The organism is Pseudomonas sp. W5-36 (assembly GCF_046540455.1).
GTDB lineage: Bacteria > Pseudomonadota > Gammaproteobacteria > Pseudomonadales > Pseudomonadaceae > Aquipseudomonas > Aquipseudomonas graminis_B.
This window is the reverse complement of record NZ_JAXCIQ010000007.1, coordinates 171,192-187,848: the sequence shown is the minus strand read 5'-3', so window position 1 is coordinate 187,848 and position 16,657 is coordinate 171,192. Positions and strand designations below refer to the sequence as shown.

Genomic DNA, 16,657 nt, shown 5'->3' with positions numbered 1-16,657 from the left:
TCGGAAAAGCGACCAACGCGCCCGCCGGTCAAACTTTTTCAATGATCCACCGAACGTCAAACAACCACGACCCCTGTCAGAAAACAGACCAGCCAATCCGCGAACTCAGCAACTCCAACGCCGCCATGCCGGCGAGTGAATTCCCGGCAGCATTCAGTTCCGGCGACCATACGCACACGGTGAATTGGCCGGGCACGATCGCGACGATTCCGCCCCCTACTCCGCTCTTGCCCGGCAATCCCACGCGGTAGGCGAAATTGCCGGCTTCGTCATACAGCCCGCTGGTGGCCATGATCGAGTTCACTTGTTGGGTCTGGCGCGGCGTGAGGATCTGCTCACCGCTGTGTTTGCAGAACCCGTTGTTCGCCAGAAAGCAGAACGCCCGGGCGAGATCCAGGCAGCTCATCTTCAGCGCGCAGCAGCTGAAATAACTGCGCAGCACGGTTTCGACTTCGTTATGGAAATTGCCGAATGACTGCATCAGGTAGGCCATGGCCGCGTTGCGTGCGCGGAATTGATATTCGGAATCCGCCACGCGGGCATCGATCAACACCTGGGGATTGCCCGACAGCCGCCGTACGAAATCGCGCATGGACAAGGTCGGCGCAGCGAACCGCGACTGGTTGATGTCGCAGATCACCAAAGCCCCGGCATTGATAAAAGGGTTACGCGGGCGTCCGCGCTCGAACTCAAGCTGCACCAGCGAGTTGAACGGCTGACCCGACGGCTCATGGCCCAGGCGCTCCCAAATGGCTTCGCCAGAATGACCGATCGCCTGAACCAGGCTGAACACCTTGGAAATGCTCTGCACCGAGAACGGCTCCAGGGCATCGCCCGCGCAATAATAGGTGCCATCGTTGCCATAAACGGCAATGCCCAATTGCTGCGCCGGCACGTCGGCCAGCGCGGGAATGTAATCAGCCACCTTGCCCTGGCCGATCAAGGGACGCACTTCGTCGAGAATCTCGTTCAACAGCGTTTGCATGGAGGGTCCTGGCGTTGATCCCCTGACGGCAGCAGGGGTTAGGGTTCATGACGAATGCTGGAGGGGCGGGATCACACAATTGGACAGGATTTTGGTTTTTTTGTGGCGGGTGGGTTGGCGCTTTCAGGTTGGCAGCCGTTGGTTGACCGAGCGCTTTTGCGGGGCTGTCGTTTTTCGGAAAGTGGCCCTGCCATCAGATACAAGTGTCGGGACTGAATGCATGCCGCAGCGCCGCTCGGCAGCAGCCCTCTTCAGTTCCCGCCCCACTCCTGCAGTCATGCAAACGGCAGTGGCCCGCGGAATGTGCCGATTGGCACCCAGTGGGTAATCAGACCCGTATCCACCTTCCAGTGATGCAGAAGCAACGCCGGCGGCTCCACATACGACGCCTCTTCTGCCTCTGGATCCAGGGCCAACCCGATGGCTGTCGTTGTGCTGGGGGCAGTGCACAGGACTGTGCCGCCAAAACGTAATTGCATCGAGCGGTGAATGTGTCCGCACACCACACGTTCGATCGCCGGATAGCGCTGCACCACCTCGCGCAGTCGCTCCGAGTTCCGGCAGGCATACGTGTCGATATAGGGAATGCCACTGAGGAACGGTGGCTGGTGCAGCATGATCAGAGTCGGACGCGCCGGCTCCTGGGCCAGTGCCGCATCGAGCCAGGCCCCAGCCGCCTCGGTCATGTCGCCGTGATGTTCCTGCGGTACGGTCACATCCACGCCAATGATCCGTACCGGCCCGAGGTCATCGGCGACGAAGTGCCACGGGCCTGCCGTTGAAGAGAGATACGGCTGGGAAAAGGTACTACGCATTAAGTTTCGGTCATCATGATTGCCAGGAATCATCAGCAACGGCGGCTCGATCCCGGCCAGCAATGTACGCGCCATTGCGTACTCTTGCGGTAGCCCCTCATCCACCAGGTCGCCGGTGATGATCACGACATCGGGTCGCGGCACGAGCCTGTTCAGGTGTGCAATGGCCTGCTCGCACATTGTGTTCGAATCAACCAGCCCCTGATAAAGCATGCCTTGCGGCCTGATATGCAGATCGGAAAGGTGGGCAATCAGCACGGGACATTCTCCCTAGAGGACGCAGTGATCGATGTCGGGTGAAGGTAGCATGCCTGAGCTGCGATGGACGGCGTCAGCGTCCATGCGGCATGGCAGAGTGCCGAGATCTTGGAGGCCGGAATGGGCGATTGGTTGTTGAACCGGCCCAGGCTCGAACAGCCAGTCGCCGAAGCAAAAATAACCAGGCGGGATTCCGGCACATAACTTGCCCTTTTTGTATTCCTCGCCTGGCTGGAAGTCCCATGTTGCACTCCCATCTCACCACCCTCAATGCTGTCTCACTGGTCCTGAGCACGTTCAAGGCGCAAGGCTGGTCCGCCGAGGCGCTGCTGGCCGGCAGTGGCATATGCGCAGCGGACTTGAACCGTGCCGACACGCGCATCGCCACGCATCAGGAGATGCAGGTGTGCGCCAACGCCGTGGCTCTGCAGCGCGATATCGGCCTGATCGTGGGACGGCGTATGCATGTCTCATCCTACGGCATGCTCGGCTATGCCCTGCTTACCAGTGCCACTTTCGGTGACGCGCTACGTCTGGCTCTGCGTTATCCCGCGCTGCTGGGAACACTGTTCGAGCTGAGTCTGGAGGAAGACGGCGAGCGGATCTGGTTCACTGCGGGCGATTACCGCGAGAATCCGGCACTGACCGCCTTCAATGTCGAGCTGTGCCTGGGGTCGCTAAAGGTCATTTGCGACGACCTGCTCGGCCACTCACTGCCCTTGCTGGGCGCTCGCTTTGAGCACGATGCGCCGGACTATAAGACTCGCTACGCCGAATGTTTCGACTGTCCGTTGCAATTCCAGTCCACCGTCAATGCATTTGCTTTTGATAAACGCTGGCTCGACCAGCCTTTACCGCTGGCTGATGCGGTAACACACCAGGCCATGACCGAGCGCTGCCGAAAACAGAACACTGAATTCACCGGGCGCGAGGCCTGGCTGGGGCGAATCCGGCTATTGCTGGCTGCACAACTGCATGCCGCACCTGGGCTGGACGGGCTGGCCCGACAGATGAACTGCTCGGCGCGCACCTTGCGTCGACACTTACACGACCTGGGCTGCTGCTATCAGGAACTGCTCGACGAACTTCGTTTCGAACGCGCCAAGCAACTGCTGGCCGAAGACCGGTGGCCCATCTACCGGATCGCCGAGACTCTGGGCTTCAGCGAGACCGCAAGTTTTCGGCACGCCTTTGTGCGCTGGAGTGGCGTGGCGCCGAGCCAATTTCGCGCATGACGCCTCATTGAGGGGCGAATTACGGACAGAGAATCTGGCCATATTTATCCCCTTTTGGCCGCACTTACCGTTCTCATAAGCTGCGCCAAGGGCAAGACTGTATTGACCGATACAGCCTGCGGAGAACAACCAATGCTGACCATCTACTCGGATGATCACCACCTGCACCACGGCCGCTGTGAGCTGATGGACGGGCAGTTGATGCCCTGCTTCGAAATGCCCTCACGCGCCGATCATGTATTACAACGGGTCAGGGACCGTCAACTTGGCGAGGTACAGGCGCCGCAGGACTTTGGCCTGGAACCGCTGCAACGCGTTCATAGCCGGGAGTACCTGGATTTCTTCAAGGGTGCCTGGGCGCGCTGGACCGAATTTGGTCAGGACGGCGACCTCTTGCCCTACACCTGGCCCGCCCGCACCCTGCGCCGCGTGTTACCCGAAAGCCTGCATGGTCAACTCGGTTATTACAGCTTCGACGGCGGAGCGCCAATCACCGCCGGCACGTGGCAGGCAGCCTACTCGGCGGCGCAGGTCGCGCTTAGCGCCCAACAGGCGATTCAGCAAGGGGCCCACAGTGCGTTCGCCCTGTGCCGTCCACCGGGACACCACGCAGCTGGCGACTTGATGGGCGGTTATTGCTACCTCAACAATGCCGCAATTGCCGCCCAGGCCTTTCTTGATCAAGACCACAAAAAGGTCGCGATTCTGGATGTGGATTACCACCACGGCAACGGCACCCAGTCGATTTTCTATGCGCGCAGCGACGTGCTGTTTACCTCGATCCACGGCCACCCGGAAGCGGAGTTTCCGTTTTTCCTGGGCTATGCCGACGAGTCGGGTGAAGGCGCCGGTGCCGGCTTTAACTTCAACTACCCTCTGCCGGCCGGTTCCGGCTGGGAGACCTGGAGCGCAGCGCTTGAGCAAGCCTGCACAGAAATTGATCGTTATGGCGCCGACATCATCGTCGTCTCCCTGGGCGTGGATACATTCAAGGACGATCCGATCTCGACATTCAAACTCGACAGCGAGGATTATCTGGCGATGGGCGCACGCATCTCCCGCTTGGGTAAACCTACGCTGTTCGTGATGGAAGGCGGCTACGCGGTGGAAGAAATCGGCATCAATGCCGTCAACGTTCTCGAAGGTTTTGAAGGGGCTGCCCAATGAACATGTTCAAGTCACTTATCCTCTGCACTGCCGTTATCAGCGGCATGGCTCATGCCGAAGAGAAAACCCTGCGGGTCTACAACTGGTTCGACTACATCACCCCCAAGGCGCTGGAGGACTTCAAGGCGCACAATCCCAGCCTTAAATTGGTGTACGACATCTTCGACACTAATGAAGCGTTGGAAGCCAAGCTGCTCACCGGCAACTCAGGGTATGACGTGGTAGTGCCATCCAACGTGTTCCTGGCCAAGCAGATCGAAGCCGGAATATTCCAGCCGCTGGACCGCAGCCAATTGCCGAACTGGAACCACCTCGATCCCAAGCTGATGAAGCTGATCGAGGCCAACGATCCGGGCAATAAATTCGCCGTGCCTTACATGTACGGCACCATCCTGATCGGCTTCAACCCGGACAAAGTCAAGGCCGCCCTGGGTGCCGATGCGCCAGTGGACAGCTGGGACCTGATTTTCAAGGAAGAAAACATCAGCAAGCTCAAGTCCTGCGGTGTAGCGCTGCTGGACTCGCCCTCCGAAATCCTGCCCCTGGCCCTGCAGCACTTGGGCATCGACCCCAACAGCAGCAACCCCAAGGACTATGTGAGGGCCGAAGCGCTGCTGATGAAAATCCGCCCCTATATCACCTACTTCCATTCCTCCAAATACATGGCGGATATCGCCAACGGTGACATCTGCGTCGCGGTCGGTTACTCCGGCAGCTTTTCCCAAGCCGCCAACCGCGCTAAAGAGGCCAATAACGGCGTGACCGTAGACATGCGTCTGCCCAAGGAAGGCGCACCCATCTGGTTTGACATGCTCGCCATTCCCAAGGGTGCCAAGAACACACAAGACGCCTACACATTCATCAACTACCTGCTGCAGCCGCAGGTGATTGCGCCAATCAGCGATTTTGTCGGCTACCCCAATCCCAACAAAGACGCTACCGAACAGGTTGATCCGGCGATTCGCAACAACCCCAACCTTTACCCCACCGAGGCCGCGATGGCCACGCTCTATACGCTCAAGCCTCTGGGTCGTGACGCCGAACGCGCCCGCACGCGGGCCTGGACCAAGATCAAGTCAGGCACTTGATACGTTGCCGTTATACGTAGCGGGGCGAACTGGATGACCAAGCTTTCATCTGCGGTAAAGCGTGGTATGCGCTTTCAAGGTGTCCGCAGTGGTCGGTTTACCGTGGGAAATGGTCAGCTTTTGAAAAGAGCCCATTGATTAGCGATCTTGGGTCGAGAACGGTCAGGGGCGCTGTGGGAGCGGATGCGCTACAAGGACCAGGGCACTCGAACAGAACCCATCAGTGACCAGTAGATCGCCGGTTGTGTTGGGATTTGAAAAAAGCCGGCTTCCTTAAGCACTGAGCTTACCTTCCCAGCAGACACATCGGTAAGCCCGATACATGCCCTTGTATGAAAGCGTTTTACTGGTTTTGCAGTCCAGGAAAACCTTATGAAGCCCCGCTGCTAACCGGAAGCTACCAGCCTGGTACGGCCCCCCTTTTCCACATTATTTAGGCTAGCGGTCTCGCATCCAGTGTCGCCTTGCGCATGCATGAATATCAGCTCGCTTCCCAGTCAAACCTGCACCCAGAGCCATTGCCAGCCCTTTTCGCCACATACTAAAAAGTATCGACTAAAGGGCTGAACAAGGCTCGTGGCGATCAGAACCGATAGGTTTCAGATAGCTGAACCGTTCTCGGCGGACTTGGCATCAGCGTGTAGTCAAACGTCGCAGCGGTGCCTCCGGTGTAGTACGTACGGTCGAAGAGGTTGAAAACGTTCATTTGCGTCGTCCAGCCTCCAACCTTGTATGAGGCCATCACATCTGTTCGGACATAGCTTGAAAGCTTGAACGTGTTGGGCAGCGTTGCTTCGCGAGAGCCTACATAGTAAATACCGCCGCCCACCTGCAGACCTTCGACTGACTTTAACTGGTAGGCCGTCCACAGGTTGGCACTGTGGCGCGGTGCATTGCTCAAAACATCCCCCACAGGGTAGTTGCTATCACTGCGTACCTTCGCAACGGTGTAGGTGTAGCTCGCAGCAGTTTTCCATCGTGGGGTGATGTTGCCAGTAATATCCAGCTCTACGCCCTGACTTCGCTGTTTGCCGGTTAACACCTGGAGCAAGGGGTTGTCCGGGTCTGTGGTCAGGATATGGTTACGATCAAGATTGAACACCGCCAGATTGGCATCAAGGCGGTCCTTGATCAGCTCGTGCTTGAGCCCCACCTCGAACTGCTCCGCAACCTCAGCTTCATAGGTGACGTTGCTGCCGCTGTGACCGACATTCGGTGAATGGCTGAGGCTCCAATCCGCGAAATACGACGTGCTGTCAGTGGCCTGCCATACGACTCCCACACGCGGAGACAAGGTCGATTGTTGTCCTTGAGCCGGGTCACCACCCGACTCCCTGGCGCGGTTGACGAATCGGTCTGCACGTAACGCGGCCTGGAGCTTGATCGTCGGTGTCAGCTCGATGAGGTCCTGTACGTACGCACCGTAGTCCTTCCCTTGAGATTCGTGGCCATTTAGCGAACCGGCCGGCGTCAAACCTGAAAAGTAATCCGGATTGCTCAGATCAAGCGTCATCGCAGACACCTGTGAACCCGAGCTTGAAATCTTCTGGAGGCTGTAGTCGGTGCCTATCAACAACTGGTGTTTGATGTCCCCAGTGATGATGTCGCCTACCAGCTCCGCACGCGTCCCGAGCTGTCGAGAAGACTCATTTGCGTTGCTGTAAACAGAGTAGTCGAGCAGATTATCCGTCGCCGTTGTGCTGTTAGGGAATGACTGGGTCGAACGCTGCCGTGCATACGAATACTGACCTGCCAGACGCAACTTCCAAGTGTCAGATAGCTGATGCTCGAACAGCAGAGTTTCAGAGAGGGTGTCGTTTTTCCCGTAGTCGCCGTCAATACCAGCGTACCGACTCCGGCTGAGTCCGTAGTATCGGGTTTTCGACAGTTCGCGGTAGTTGGCCACTGCAGGAACGCCGAAGTCGAATCCATCTCGGTTGAGGTGGTTATACTCACTTAACAGCGTCAAAGAAGTTCCGTCGTGGTTATCCCAGGTTATCGCAGGCGCAAATGACCAGGAGTGGTCACGGGTGTCGTCGCGGAAAGACGAATCATGTTCGGCGGACGCGTTGACACGCACGCTCAGGTCTTCATTCAAAACTCGGTTAACGTCCAGGGTGGAACGCGCCAAGTCGTGGCTGCCTGCTGTGCCGGTTACTTCTCCAAAGTCACTCCACTCAGGTCGTTTCGAGACGGTGTTGATGTAACCACCGATTGCACCGATGCCCCCGTACAACGCACCAGCCGGCCCCTTGAATATTTCGACTTGATCAATGTTTTGCACGTCGCGGAAGGCGTAATAGCCGTAGTTCCGAAAACCATCGCGCAGGCCATTGCTTTCACTAAAGCCCCGGATGTTAAAGAAGGTTCCACCGTTCCCACCGTAGTTGGCCTCCGCATGGACACCGCTGACGGTTTCAGCCACCTGATCGATTCGGGTAACGCCTCGGTCCTTCAGCAGTTCATTGGGTACGACCTGAATGGACGCGGGATACTCCTTGAGTGGGGTATCCGTTCGGATGCTGCTGGCCGACGTCTGAGTAACGTAGCCAGAGATCGGGGTGTCCACGACGAGGGTGCTTGGCAGATCGACCGTAGGTTGTGCCGAGTTCGGCACTACCGGATTGTTGGGTGTCATGCTTGGTTCTTTTCTTGCCTGAGCGGGTGGTGATGGCTCGGCACCGATTTCCGCTTTGCCGTTTGCAGCCAAGGCAAGCCCTGGCGCGCACGAGATTGCTGCAAGGTAAACGACATAAGGGAGCGAGCGAAAAGGCCTGCGGTTGAAAGTACTGTTCATGGTCTGTTTCTTTAGAGTAGGCAGCAACGAATGGCGCAGGCCTCGGGGCCAGCACTTCAGGATTTCGACAGTTTCCCTATACACCATGCGCAGAAGCGCTTTTAGCTCATTTTAGAGCCAAGCGCTTAGTGATGGTTATAGGGGCAACAGGCTACTCAAGGCGCGCGAGGATGCAGACTCAGTAATAACGCTGTGGGATGGATCGGTAGCGTTAGGCGGTGCGGAATTGGGCGCATCGGTCGGCGCCTAAGCAGCCAGCCCAGCACGGCGAACAGAATGAGGCCCAACGGCAGTGACGCTGCAAAAAAGCAGTCGCTGAAAGGAGAATCCATGCCTGGCATGGGCGGCATAGGCTGATTCGCGGATGCCGTGCTCAAGTGGTGATGAGAATGGTCCATTGCCATCGCATGTCCGGCGGACATTACTTGGCTAGATTGGAACGCCACACTGGGCGCAAACATCTTCTGCAACATCTGCCCGTGCCCAATGCTGCATGCCATGCCATTAAGTAGCACGAGGATCAGCAAGGCTGGAGCTAGATACTTAAGATAAGAGCGGGTCCCGTCCATGGCGGCGAAAGGTATCACTGCCTCGGGAGTAAGGCCAATGAGAAAACTGTCTTTGCAGTAGCTCATTTTTCGAGCGAGGCAGTCTACCATCAGGATAAATAACCGATTGCATGCTGTGCTAAAGCGATTGTCATCCCGCTAGGATCCTGACCATCCCTGCATCGAGACTCGCAGCGATCTGACCGACAGAGCCCGATTAGATTTTCCACCTAGGGGTATGAAGTATCACGTAAGCCATCTGGGTTTTGCTGTGCAAAACCTTTCCTATGATAGATCAACTAGCCGTGCCGCACTCTGAAACGTAAGCGACCGGCGAACTCATTCAGGACGGCAGCCTGTCGGCAGTTAGCGCCGGTGAAGCCGTCGTGCCGGCCTCCGAGCTGAGCAACGCGCTCAAGCAGATCCGTGAACTGCAACGGGGGCTGGAAGACATTGGTGTTCAGATGGGCTGACGCATGAATGTAGTCAGTGCTAGTCATCCAAACCTCTAAGTGTGCAGGCACACCAAGGGGCAACACGTTGGAGACTATTCAGTCAATCAAGCCCAGTGCTACCCCGCGTGCTAGCGTTGATTACTCCGTTACCGACGCAGCGGTGATGCTTTGTCCCAGTCCAAGTCACTGAACCTGCGCACGCAGCGGCTCAGACCGCGCCATGTGCGGTGCGAGGTTGCGATATTGCCCTTTGAAGTACAGCAGCGGCTGCCCCGCAGTAGCGTGTTGCAGGTTCATCGCTTTCACCTCGCCAATCACGATCAAATGATCACCTGCCGCGTGTTCAGCGTGAATCTCGCAATCCAGCCAGTGCAGGCTGCCCGCAATGATCGGATTACCCAATGGCGATTCCTGCCAGTCGACACCGAGCCATTTGTCCGTCCCTCGCCGGGCAAACTGGTTGGAAATATCGACCTGCTCACCCGACAGGATATTGACCGCGAATCGACCTGCCTGGCGAATCTTGGGATAACTCGCGGAACTGGCCATGACGCTGAAAGATACCAGTGGCGGACTGATCGACACGCTGTAGAACGACTGACAGGTAAAACCAATAGGCTCACCATCAGCGTGTGACGAAATGACTGTGATACCCGATGCGTAGTGCCCTAGCGCCTCGCGAAAGCTCAAAGGCTCAATGGCATTACCAAGAAGTGACATGACAGATCCTAAATAAAGCGTGCGGCTGGCGTCTTCGGGGAAGTCTGAAGCCGCCCAATACCTGGCTGTCTTCAACCTTCCCCAGTTGTGAAAGTGACCCGTTGATCAAAAGAGGCCGGTACGCTCACACAACCTGTGTACGCCACCGCGCAATGCGGATTAGCGTCCGTTCAAAAGCTCTCTACGGACGATCTCTGTGCCGGCACTCAGCGCATTCAGCTTGCCGCTCGCGACTCGACGAGGCAGGGGCGCCATACCGCAGTTAGTGCATGGATAAAGTTTGTCGGCATCGACGAATTGCAGTGCCTTTCGCAAGGTGTTGGCGACCTCTTCGGGCGTTTCAATGGCATGGTTGGCGACGTCAATGGCGCCGACCATTACTTTCTTGCCTCGGATGAGTTCGATCAGATCCATGGGCACGTGGGAGTTGTGACATTCCAGCGAGACGATATCGATGCTGGATTTTTGTAGCTTGGGGAAGGCTTCTTCGTACTGCCGCCACTCTGAGCCCAGCGTCTTTTTCCAGTCAGTATTCGCCTTGATGCCGTAGCCATAGCAGATGTGCACGGCGGTCTCGCATTTCAGCCCTTCTATTGCCCTTTGCAGCGTGGCAATGCCCCACTCGTTCACTTCATCGAAAAACACGTTGAAGGCCGGTTCATCGAACTGAATGATGTCGACGCCAGCAGCCTCAAGCTCCTTGGCCTCCTGGTTGAGGATCCTGGCGAATTCCCAAGCCAGTTTTTCAGGGCTCTTGTAATGAGCGTCGTAAAGGGTGTCGATCATCGTCATCGGCCCTGGCAGAGCCCACTTGATAGGCTGTCCGGTTTGCTGACGCAGGAATTTAGCGTCTTCAACGAACACCGGCTTTCTCCGGGAAACGGCACCCACCACTGTCGGCACGCTTGCGTCATAACGATCACGAATCCTGACTGTCTCGCGGTTTTCGAAGTCAACGCCGTCGAGATGTTCGATGAAGGTCGTCACGAAATGCTGACGAGTTTGCTCGCCGTCGCTGACGATATCAATTCCGGCCAGCTGTTGTTCATGCAGCGACAGGCGCAGGGCATCTTGCTTGCCTTCAATCAATTCGTCGTCTTGTAATTTCCACGGTGACCAGAGGGTCTCAGGTTGAGCCAGCCAAGACGGTTTAGGTAAGCTTCCGGCGGTCGAAGTGGGCAACAGTTTTTTCATGTGTGAAAACCTTGATTTCCAAATAATCAGAGAGCGCAGCTAAGCGACCACTGTTCAAGCACGGCTTGATAGGGCTTGATGAATTGTTCTTCCGCAAACTTTCCTTGCTCGGCAGCCAGCCGACTACGTTCCTCTCGGTCATACACAATTCGAGTCAGCGAGTAGTCCTGGTTCTGCAAGCTCGGCTGATAAGATTTTCCAGCCGCCGAGTTAGCGTTATAAATCTCAGGCCGATAAATTTTCTGGAAGGTGTCCATGATGCTGATGGTGCCAATCAGCTCAAGGTTCGTGTAGTCACCCAGCAAATCGCCCGAGAAATAAAAGGCCAACGGTGCAGCGCTGTTGGGCGGCATGAAGTAGCGCACCTGCAAGCCCATCTTCTTGAAATACTCATCGGTCAACGAGTACGCGTCTTGCTCGTACTCGAAGCCCAGCACAGGATGCTGATTCTCGGTGCGATGGTAGGTTCGGGTGCTCGACACGCTCAGGCAGATCACAGGCGGCTTTTCAGAATGCTCTTTGTAGGCATTTGAGTTGACGAGCGACTTAAATAGCTTGCCGTGCAATCGGCCAAAGTCTTCTGGCGTACTGAACCCGGACTGGTTCTTGTTGTGCTCCAGCAACCGCACACTGAAATCATAGTCCCGCACATAGGACGAAAAGTTGTTGCCGACGATGCCGTTGATGCGCTCACCGGTATTCTGATCAACAATCGTGGTCTTTAGCACCTCAATCAACGGAATCGCGTGTTCTCGACTGTGCGCATCGATATTCATTTCGGCGGAAATGATATCCAGCTTGACCGTGTAACGATCACCCGTAGGGTTGTCCCAATGCGCAAGGGCATTGAAGCGGTTATCTATCATCTTCAACGTATTGCGCAAATTCTCCTCACGGCACTCTCCCCTGGCCAAATTGGCAAAGTTAGTCGTGAGTCGGGAACTGTCCGAGGGAGAGTAATTTTCATCAAAGCAAATGCTCTTGATGGAAAATATGAGGTCTTTGTTCATCGTGCATGGGAGCCTGTTCATCGTGCCAGATCTGAATCTGCTGAGTGCTTTTCAGATGTGGCCGTTGTTCCGTTTTCTCACGTCGCAGACTTTAGATCTGCCGATCGTGAAGAGCTGGGCGCATTTTACGCGGGGAGCTTGTATGAATAAAAACGAATTGATTTCAATAAAGTATTAGGAACGCTCATGATCACGCAGCGGAGTGGCGCCAAGGGGCATTAAGCGACAGCCCTGATAAATTGCGCGCAGCCCTCGCGATCTGAGGTCGACCATTTCACCGTGATCACTTGGCCGGCCATTGGCAACTCGTTGATCACTGACGCTTCGGCTGGCCGTTTAGGTGCGGTTTATCGGGACGAATGTCGTTAGTGAAGTCCCTGCGGGCTGATCTCGGTAGAGCGGCATCCAGTTAAAAATGACGTTGGTATTGATGCCGTGTTCGCTGGAGACACTGGAAATGGATGCGCGAGGTTGCAGGCATTCCTGAACGACTTGGGCTTTGAACGTTTTCGGATAGGAGGTTCGGTGGCGCATGGAAATCCCGCGATAAGGACGATCGCGTCCGCTTAAAATATACGGACACCATCGCCCTTAAAGCTGGAGTTCGGAAGGTGAGTTCGCCGGACGCTTACGAAATAAGGAAGACATCAGAAAGTGGAGACGCATGAAGTGGCCGGAGAAAATGGCGGCGGTGCAAAGAGCGACGGCGCGCCTGAAAGTCCTAAATAAGCATGGAGCGGTAGCTAATCCCCAATAACCGCTTGGTCGAGAACAGCCATTAAATAAGGCTGCTTTCGGCCAAACTCGGGTGATTAATATCGGCGCAGGAACTGCTGAATGCGCTCTCCGCTTTCCCCACCGAAGAACGCTTCAGTGGAGCAATCCTTGATCACCACACCGTTTTCCATGAACACCACGCGATCTGCCGCTTCCCGGGCAAAGCGCAGCTCGTGAGTCACCACAAGCATGGTCATACCGGTGTTGGCCAGCTCACGCATGACCCCGAGCACTTCGTCACGCAGCTCGGGATCCAGTGCTGAAGTCGGCTCGTCGAAGAAGATCACCTCAGGGTCCATGGATAGCCCTCGCGCGATCGCGACACGCTGCTTCTGGCCACCTGAAAGCTTGGCCGGATAACTGTCGGCTTTGTCAGCGAGACCGACTTGATCCAACAAATGGCGCCCTCGCTCAAGCGCCTGTGCCCGTGGGACCTTCTTCACGCTGAGGAGCCCCTCGATGACGTTTTCAAGCGCCGTCATGTGCGGGAAAAGGTTGAAGGACTGGAAGACCATGGCGGTCTTTTGCCTAAGCAGCGCCACTTGCTTGCGCGTTGCCCGGTCGAACCGCCCATTGCTTGGAATTTCGACCCGGTGACCACACACCTCCAACACGCCGGCGTCTGGTTTTTCCAGGAGGTTCAAAGAGCGCAGAAGCGTCGTCTTGCCCGACCCCGAAGGCCCTAGAATAACAACGACCTGGCCAGCCTGTACCTCCAGATCAATATTTTTGAGTACGGCAAGATCACCGAAGGACTTGCTCAGGCCAGTAACACGTACAGTGCTTGCATTCATCGCATGTGCCTCGTCCAGCGGCCTTCCAGCCAGGTTTGCAGGATGGTCAACACCTGGTTGATCACCCAGTACATCGCACCCACCATCAAGAACATTTCCATGTAACGGAACGTGGAGGCACCTAATTGCTCAGCGACGCGAGTCAACTCCATTACGGTGATCGTCGAGGCCAGTGAGGTGTCCTTGATCAACGCAATGAGTCGGCTTCCCATGGTCGGCAGTGCTATCCGAAACGCCTGCGGGATGATGATGCGGCGAAGGCAGGTCCAGTACCCCATGCTCATCGAGTTAGCCGCTTCCCACTGGCCGCTGTCGACCGCGCTAATGCCTGCACGGAAGGTTTCACTCAGGTATGCCGCCGAAAAAAGCGTAAGTGCCAGGAGCGCAGACGGTATCGGCGTCATGACGATGCCGTAGTGCGGCAGCCCGAAGTAAATCAGGAGTATCTGTACCAACAACGGTGTGCCGCGAAAGAGCGAGACATAGCTGAAGGCAAGCACACGGAACAAACGCACCGGGGAGATTCGCATCAGGGCAATCATCAGCCCGATGCCGGTACCCAATACAAACGCGCCCAGCCCAAGCCCTAGCGTCACAACGATCGCCTTTTGCAACAAAGGCAATGCGCGTAGAAATAGATCCCACATCACCTATTCCTCGTTCAGTTCGGCGAGGGCGGCCTTGATGCCGTTAGTCATGTGGTAATCAGGCCCGATCCACTCTTTGGCCACAGCGTCCACTGTGCCGTCCGCGACCATTGACTCAATGGCTTTACTGACGGCGTCACGCAAGCTGTCTTTACCCTTGGCCAGTGCCGGAGCTGAAAGCTGATACGTCAGCGGCTCACCTACTGCTTTTATCGGAAGGTTATTAACCTTTCTGTATTTCTCACCGCCGAACAAAGAGGACAACACGGCATCCACGCGCCCGATGGCGAGGTCATTAAATACCAGACCACCGTTTTCGTAGGCCCGGATGTCGGACGTGGTCATGTGCTTGCGTGCCCAGGACTCATTGCTGGTTCCTGACGTTACCCCGATGGAGTGCGCTGGCATGTCCTTGATGCTGTGAATGTCCGCATTATCGTTGCGAATGAAAATGTAGAACTCTTCAACGCCATAAGGACTCGCAAAATCTACCTGCTTCCTACGTTCGTCAGTGGGTGTGAGGTCGTTCATCACCATATCGTACTTGTCCGCCTTCAATCCCTCGACGAAGCTTTTGAAGCTGTCGGCTATGAACTCAACTTTTGCTACGCCAATGCGCTTGGCGACTTCCTTGGCGATTGCCACGTCGTACCCTGCTGGCTGATTGTCCTGCCCCAGATAACTCCAGGGAGGGCTTGCCTGTGTATTGGCGACGCGGATAACGCCACGCTCACGCAGGTTCTGCAGGGAGTCCTCAGCGACCGCAGCCGAGCCGATGCCCAGTGACAACACCATTGCGATCGCGAAACGAATGCCGTTCTGTTTCATTTTTGTCCATCCTCATTTGAGTGTGCGGCCTCAATGGGCGCGCGGGAGTAACGGCAGAAAAAACTTGTGTCGCCGCCGCGTCTAAAGCGCAGCGTGCTGTGTGGAGTCAGCGCACTCGGGCGTACGCATCCAGGGCACTGGCCAGATCGGCAATCAGCATCGCCTCATCCTCAAGGCCGATCGAGATACGCACGACAGGTTGATCTGTTGGCGAGAATTGCCGCGCCTGTTGCTGCGACGCCGGATAGTAGGCAATCAGACTATGCGTACCGCCCCAGCTCGCCCCGATGGGAAAGAGTTGCAAGGCATTGAAGAACGCGCCGAATGCACTTTCATCGGTAGCGGGCTCCAGGATGATCGAAAGCAGACAGCCACTACCCTCGAACTGCCTTTTCCAAAGGTCATGACCAGGATCGCTTTCCAGAGCGGGAAAGAGCACTTGTCGTACTAACGGTTGAGCCTCCAGCCAACGCGCGACCACAAGTGCTTTTCGACTTTGCTCACGCAGCCGAAGCTCAAAGGTCTGGAGCCCCCGCTGGACCAGGAAGCAATCTTCGGGGCTGGTCGCCTGACCGAAAATGCTTTGAGTTTCCCGAAGCGTGGCGTAGTGGTCCGGGTCGTTGAGACTGACGGTTCCCATCAGAAGATCGGAGTGTCCGCCGAAATACTTCGTGGCCGCCTGGACGACGAAGTCGACGCCGTGCTCGACAGCTTTGAAGTACAGGGGGCTGGCCCATGTGTTATCCATCATGGTCAGCACTCCGTGCCTTTTGGCGATGGCGGTAATAGCGCCGATGTCCTGCATCTCCATGGTGACGGTGCCGGGCGCTTCCATGCAGATCATGCGAGTATTCGGCCGGATCAACGGCTCGATCCCAGCGTCGATAGTCGGCGGATAGAACTCGACCTCCACACCAAACTGGGCCAACCATTGGCGACCAAACGTCTTGAGTGAGCCGTAGCAGGAATCAGAAATAAGCAGGTGGTCGCCAGCTCGGACAAAGCCCATGACTGTCGTAATGAGCGCGGAAGCCCCGGTCGGCATGATCACGCAATGGCGTGCCCCTTCAAGCTCTGCGACTTGACGCTCAAGGGCGCGGGAAGTCGGCGTACCTGTAATGCCATAGCTGTAGCCATCTGGCTGACGGCTTTTACGACTCACGAAATCTTCGAAAGAGTCGAATACCACAGTCGAACCTCGCCACACACTTGGCGAGAGGCTGGCATAAGGGCTGCCGGCAGGGTCTACGAATTTCATCTGAATGCGCCTTGTTGGGTCACTAACACTGAAGCACATTGTTCAATAGACCTACCAAGGCGGCTACACGTAGAATTATTA

14 protein-coding genes and 1 pseudogene are annotated in these 16,657 nt (G+C 56.3%); 4 read left to right on the top strand and 11 right to left on the bottom strand.

The genetic code is table 11. The annotated features are described in order from the left end of the window. Window positions 1-76: 76 nt before the first annotated feature. Both glsB and SLW74_RS14825 read right to left on the bottom strand, forming a co-directional pair. Window positions 77-985, bottom strand: coding sequence for a glutaminase B (gene glsB / locus SLW74_RS14830; RefSeq protein WP_065986527.1), 909 nt, complete (start codon window positions 983-985; stop codon window positions 77-79). 275 nt (window positions 986-1,260) lie between these two features. Then, a complete protein-coding gene (locus SLW74_RS14825) occupies window positions 1,261-2,058 on the bottom strand; it encodes a phosphodiesterase (protein ID WP_410929335.1) in 798 nt (265 codons plus the stop codon). Window positions 2,059-2,300: 242 nt separating this feature from the next. On the opposite strand from SLW74_RS14825, the gene SLW74_RS14820 reads away from it, so the two are divergent. The 3 genes from SLW74_RS14820 (at window position 2,301) to SLW74_RS14810 (ending at window position 5,548) form a co-directional block, all read left to right on the top strand. After that, window positions 2,301-3,293 (top strand): AraC family transcriptional regulator, encoded by a 993-nt coding sequence (locus SLW74_RS14820; protein ID WP_410929334.1) that lies wholly within the window; start codon window positions 2,301-2,303, stop codon window positions 3,291-3,293. Between the two features lie 132 nt (window positions 3,294-3,425). Then, the gene (locus SLW74_RS14815; RefSeq protein WP_192134739.1) at window positions 3,426-4,460 is read left to right on the top strand and encodes a histone deacetylase family protein; all 1,035 of its coding nucleotides are present in this window, start codon (window positions 3,426-3,428) and stop codon (window positions 4,458-4,460) included. Then, a complete protein-coding gene (locus tag SLW74_RS14810) occupies window positions 4,457-5,548 on the top strand; it encodes a polyamine ABC transporter substrate-binding protein (protein ID WP_410929333.1) in 1,092 nt (363 codons plus the stop codon). Before SLW74_RS14815 ends, SLW74_RS14810 begins: the two co-directional genes overlap by 4 nt. Window positions 5,549-6,131: 583 nt before the next feature. Here SLW74_RS14810 and SLW74_RS14805 read toward each other — a convergent pair. The 5 genes from SLW74_RS14805 to SLW74_RS14785 form a co-directional block, all read right to left on the bottom strand. Next, a complete protein-coding gene (locus tag SLW74_RS14805) occupies window positions 6,132-8,345 on the bottom strand; it encodes a TonB-dependent receptor (RefSeq protein WP_410929332.1) in 2,214 nt (737 codons plus the stop codon). Between the two features lie 1,186 nt (window positions 8,346-9,531). Continuing rightward, window positions 9,532-10,068 (bottom strand): flavin reductase family protein, encoded by a 537-nt coding sequence (locus SLW74_RS14800; RefSeq protein WP_410929380.1) that lies wholly within the window; start codon window positions 10,066-10,068, stop codon window positions 9,532-9,534. 159 nt (window positions 10,069-10,227) lie between these two features. After that, the gene (locus tag SLW74_RS14795; RefSeq protein WP_410929331.1) at window positions 10,228-11,262 is read right to left on the bottom strand and encodes a methionine synthase; all 1,035 of its coding nucleotides are present in this window, start codon (window positions 11,260-11,262) and stop codon (window positions 10,228-10,230) included. A 26-nt stretch (window positions 11,263-11,288) separates the two neighbouring features. After that, entirely contained in the window at window positions 11,289-12,272 is a 984-nt protein-coding gene (locus SLW74_RS14790; protein WP_410929330.1) for a DUF1852 domain-containing protein, read from the bottom strand. A gap of 336 nt (window positions 12,273-12,608) precedes the next feature. Beyond that, complete coding sequence (locus tag SLW74_RS14785; protein WP_410929329.1) at window positions 12,609-12,806, bottom strand: transposase; 198 nt, start codon at window positions 12,804-12,806, stop codon at window positions 12,609-12,611. Window positions 12,807-12,903: 97 nt separating this feature from the next. Here SLW74_RS14785 and SLW74_RS14780 point away from each other — a divergent pair. After that, window positions 12,904-13,029: pseudogene (locus SLW74_RS14780) on the top strand (DUF1289 domain-containing protein); the annotation flags it as partial. Between the two features lie 55 nt (window positions 13,030-13,084). Here SLW74_RS14780 and SLW74_RS14775 read toward each other — a convergent pair. From SLW74_RS14775 to metC, 4 genes are all read right to left on the bottom strand, one after another. Continuing rightward, on the bottom strand, window positions 13,085-13,843 hold the full coding sequence (locus tag SLW74_RS14775; protein WP_410929328.1) for an amino acid ABC transporter ATP-binding protein: 759 nt from the start codon (window positions 13,841-13,843) through the stop codon (window positions 13,085-13,087). Continuing rightward, on the bottom strand, window positions 13,840-14,490 hold the full coding sequence (locus tag SLW74_RS14770) for an amino acid ABC transporter permease (protein WP_369318741.1): 651 nt from the start codon (window positions 14,488-14,490) through the stop codon (window positions 13,840-13,842). Before SLW74_RS14770 ends, SLW74_RS14775 begins: the two co-directional genes overlap by 4 nt. A gap of 3 nt (window positions 14,491-14,493) precedes the next feature. Continuing rightward, window positions 14,494-15,318 carry a transporter substrate-binding domain-containing protein gene (locus tag SLW74_RS14765; protein ID WP_410929327.1) on the bottom strand — a complete coding sequence of 275 codons (825 nt, stop codon included), beginning with the start codon at window positions 15,316-15,318 and terminating at the stop codon, window positions 14,494-14,496. A 106-nt stretch (window positions 15,319-15,424) separates the two neighbouring features. Next, the gene (gene metC, locus SLW74_RS14760; RefSeq protein WP_410929326.1) at window positions 15,425-16,576 is read right to left on the bottom strand and encodes a cystathionine beta-lyase; all 1,152 of its coding nucleotides are present in this window, start codon (window positions 16,574-16,576) and stop codon (window positions 15,425-15,427) included. Window positions 16,577-16,657 lie beyond the last annotated feature (81 nt).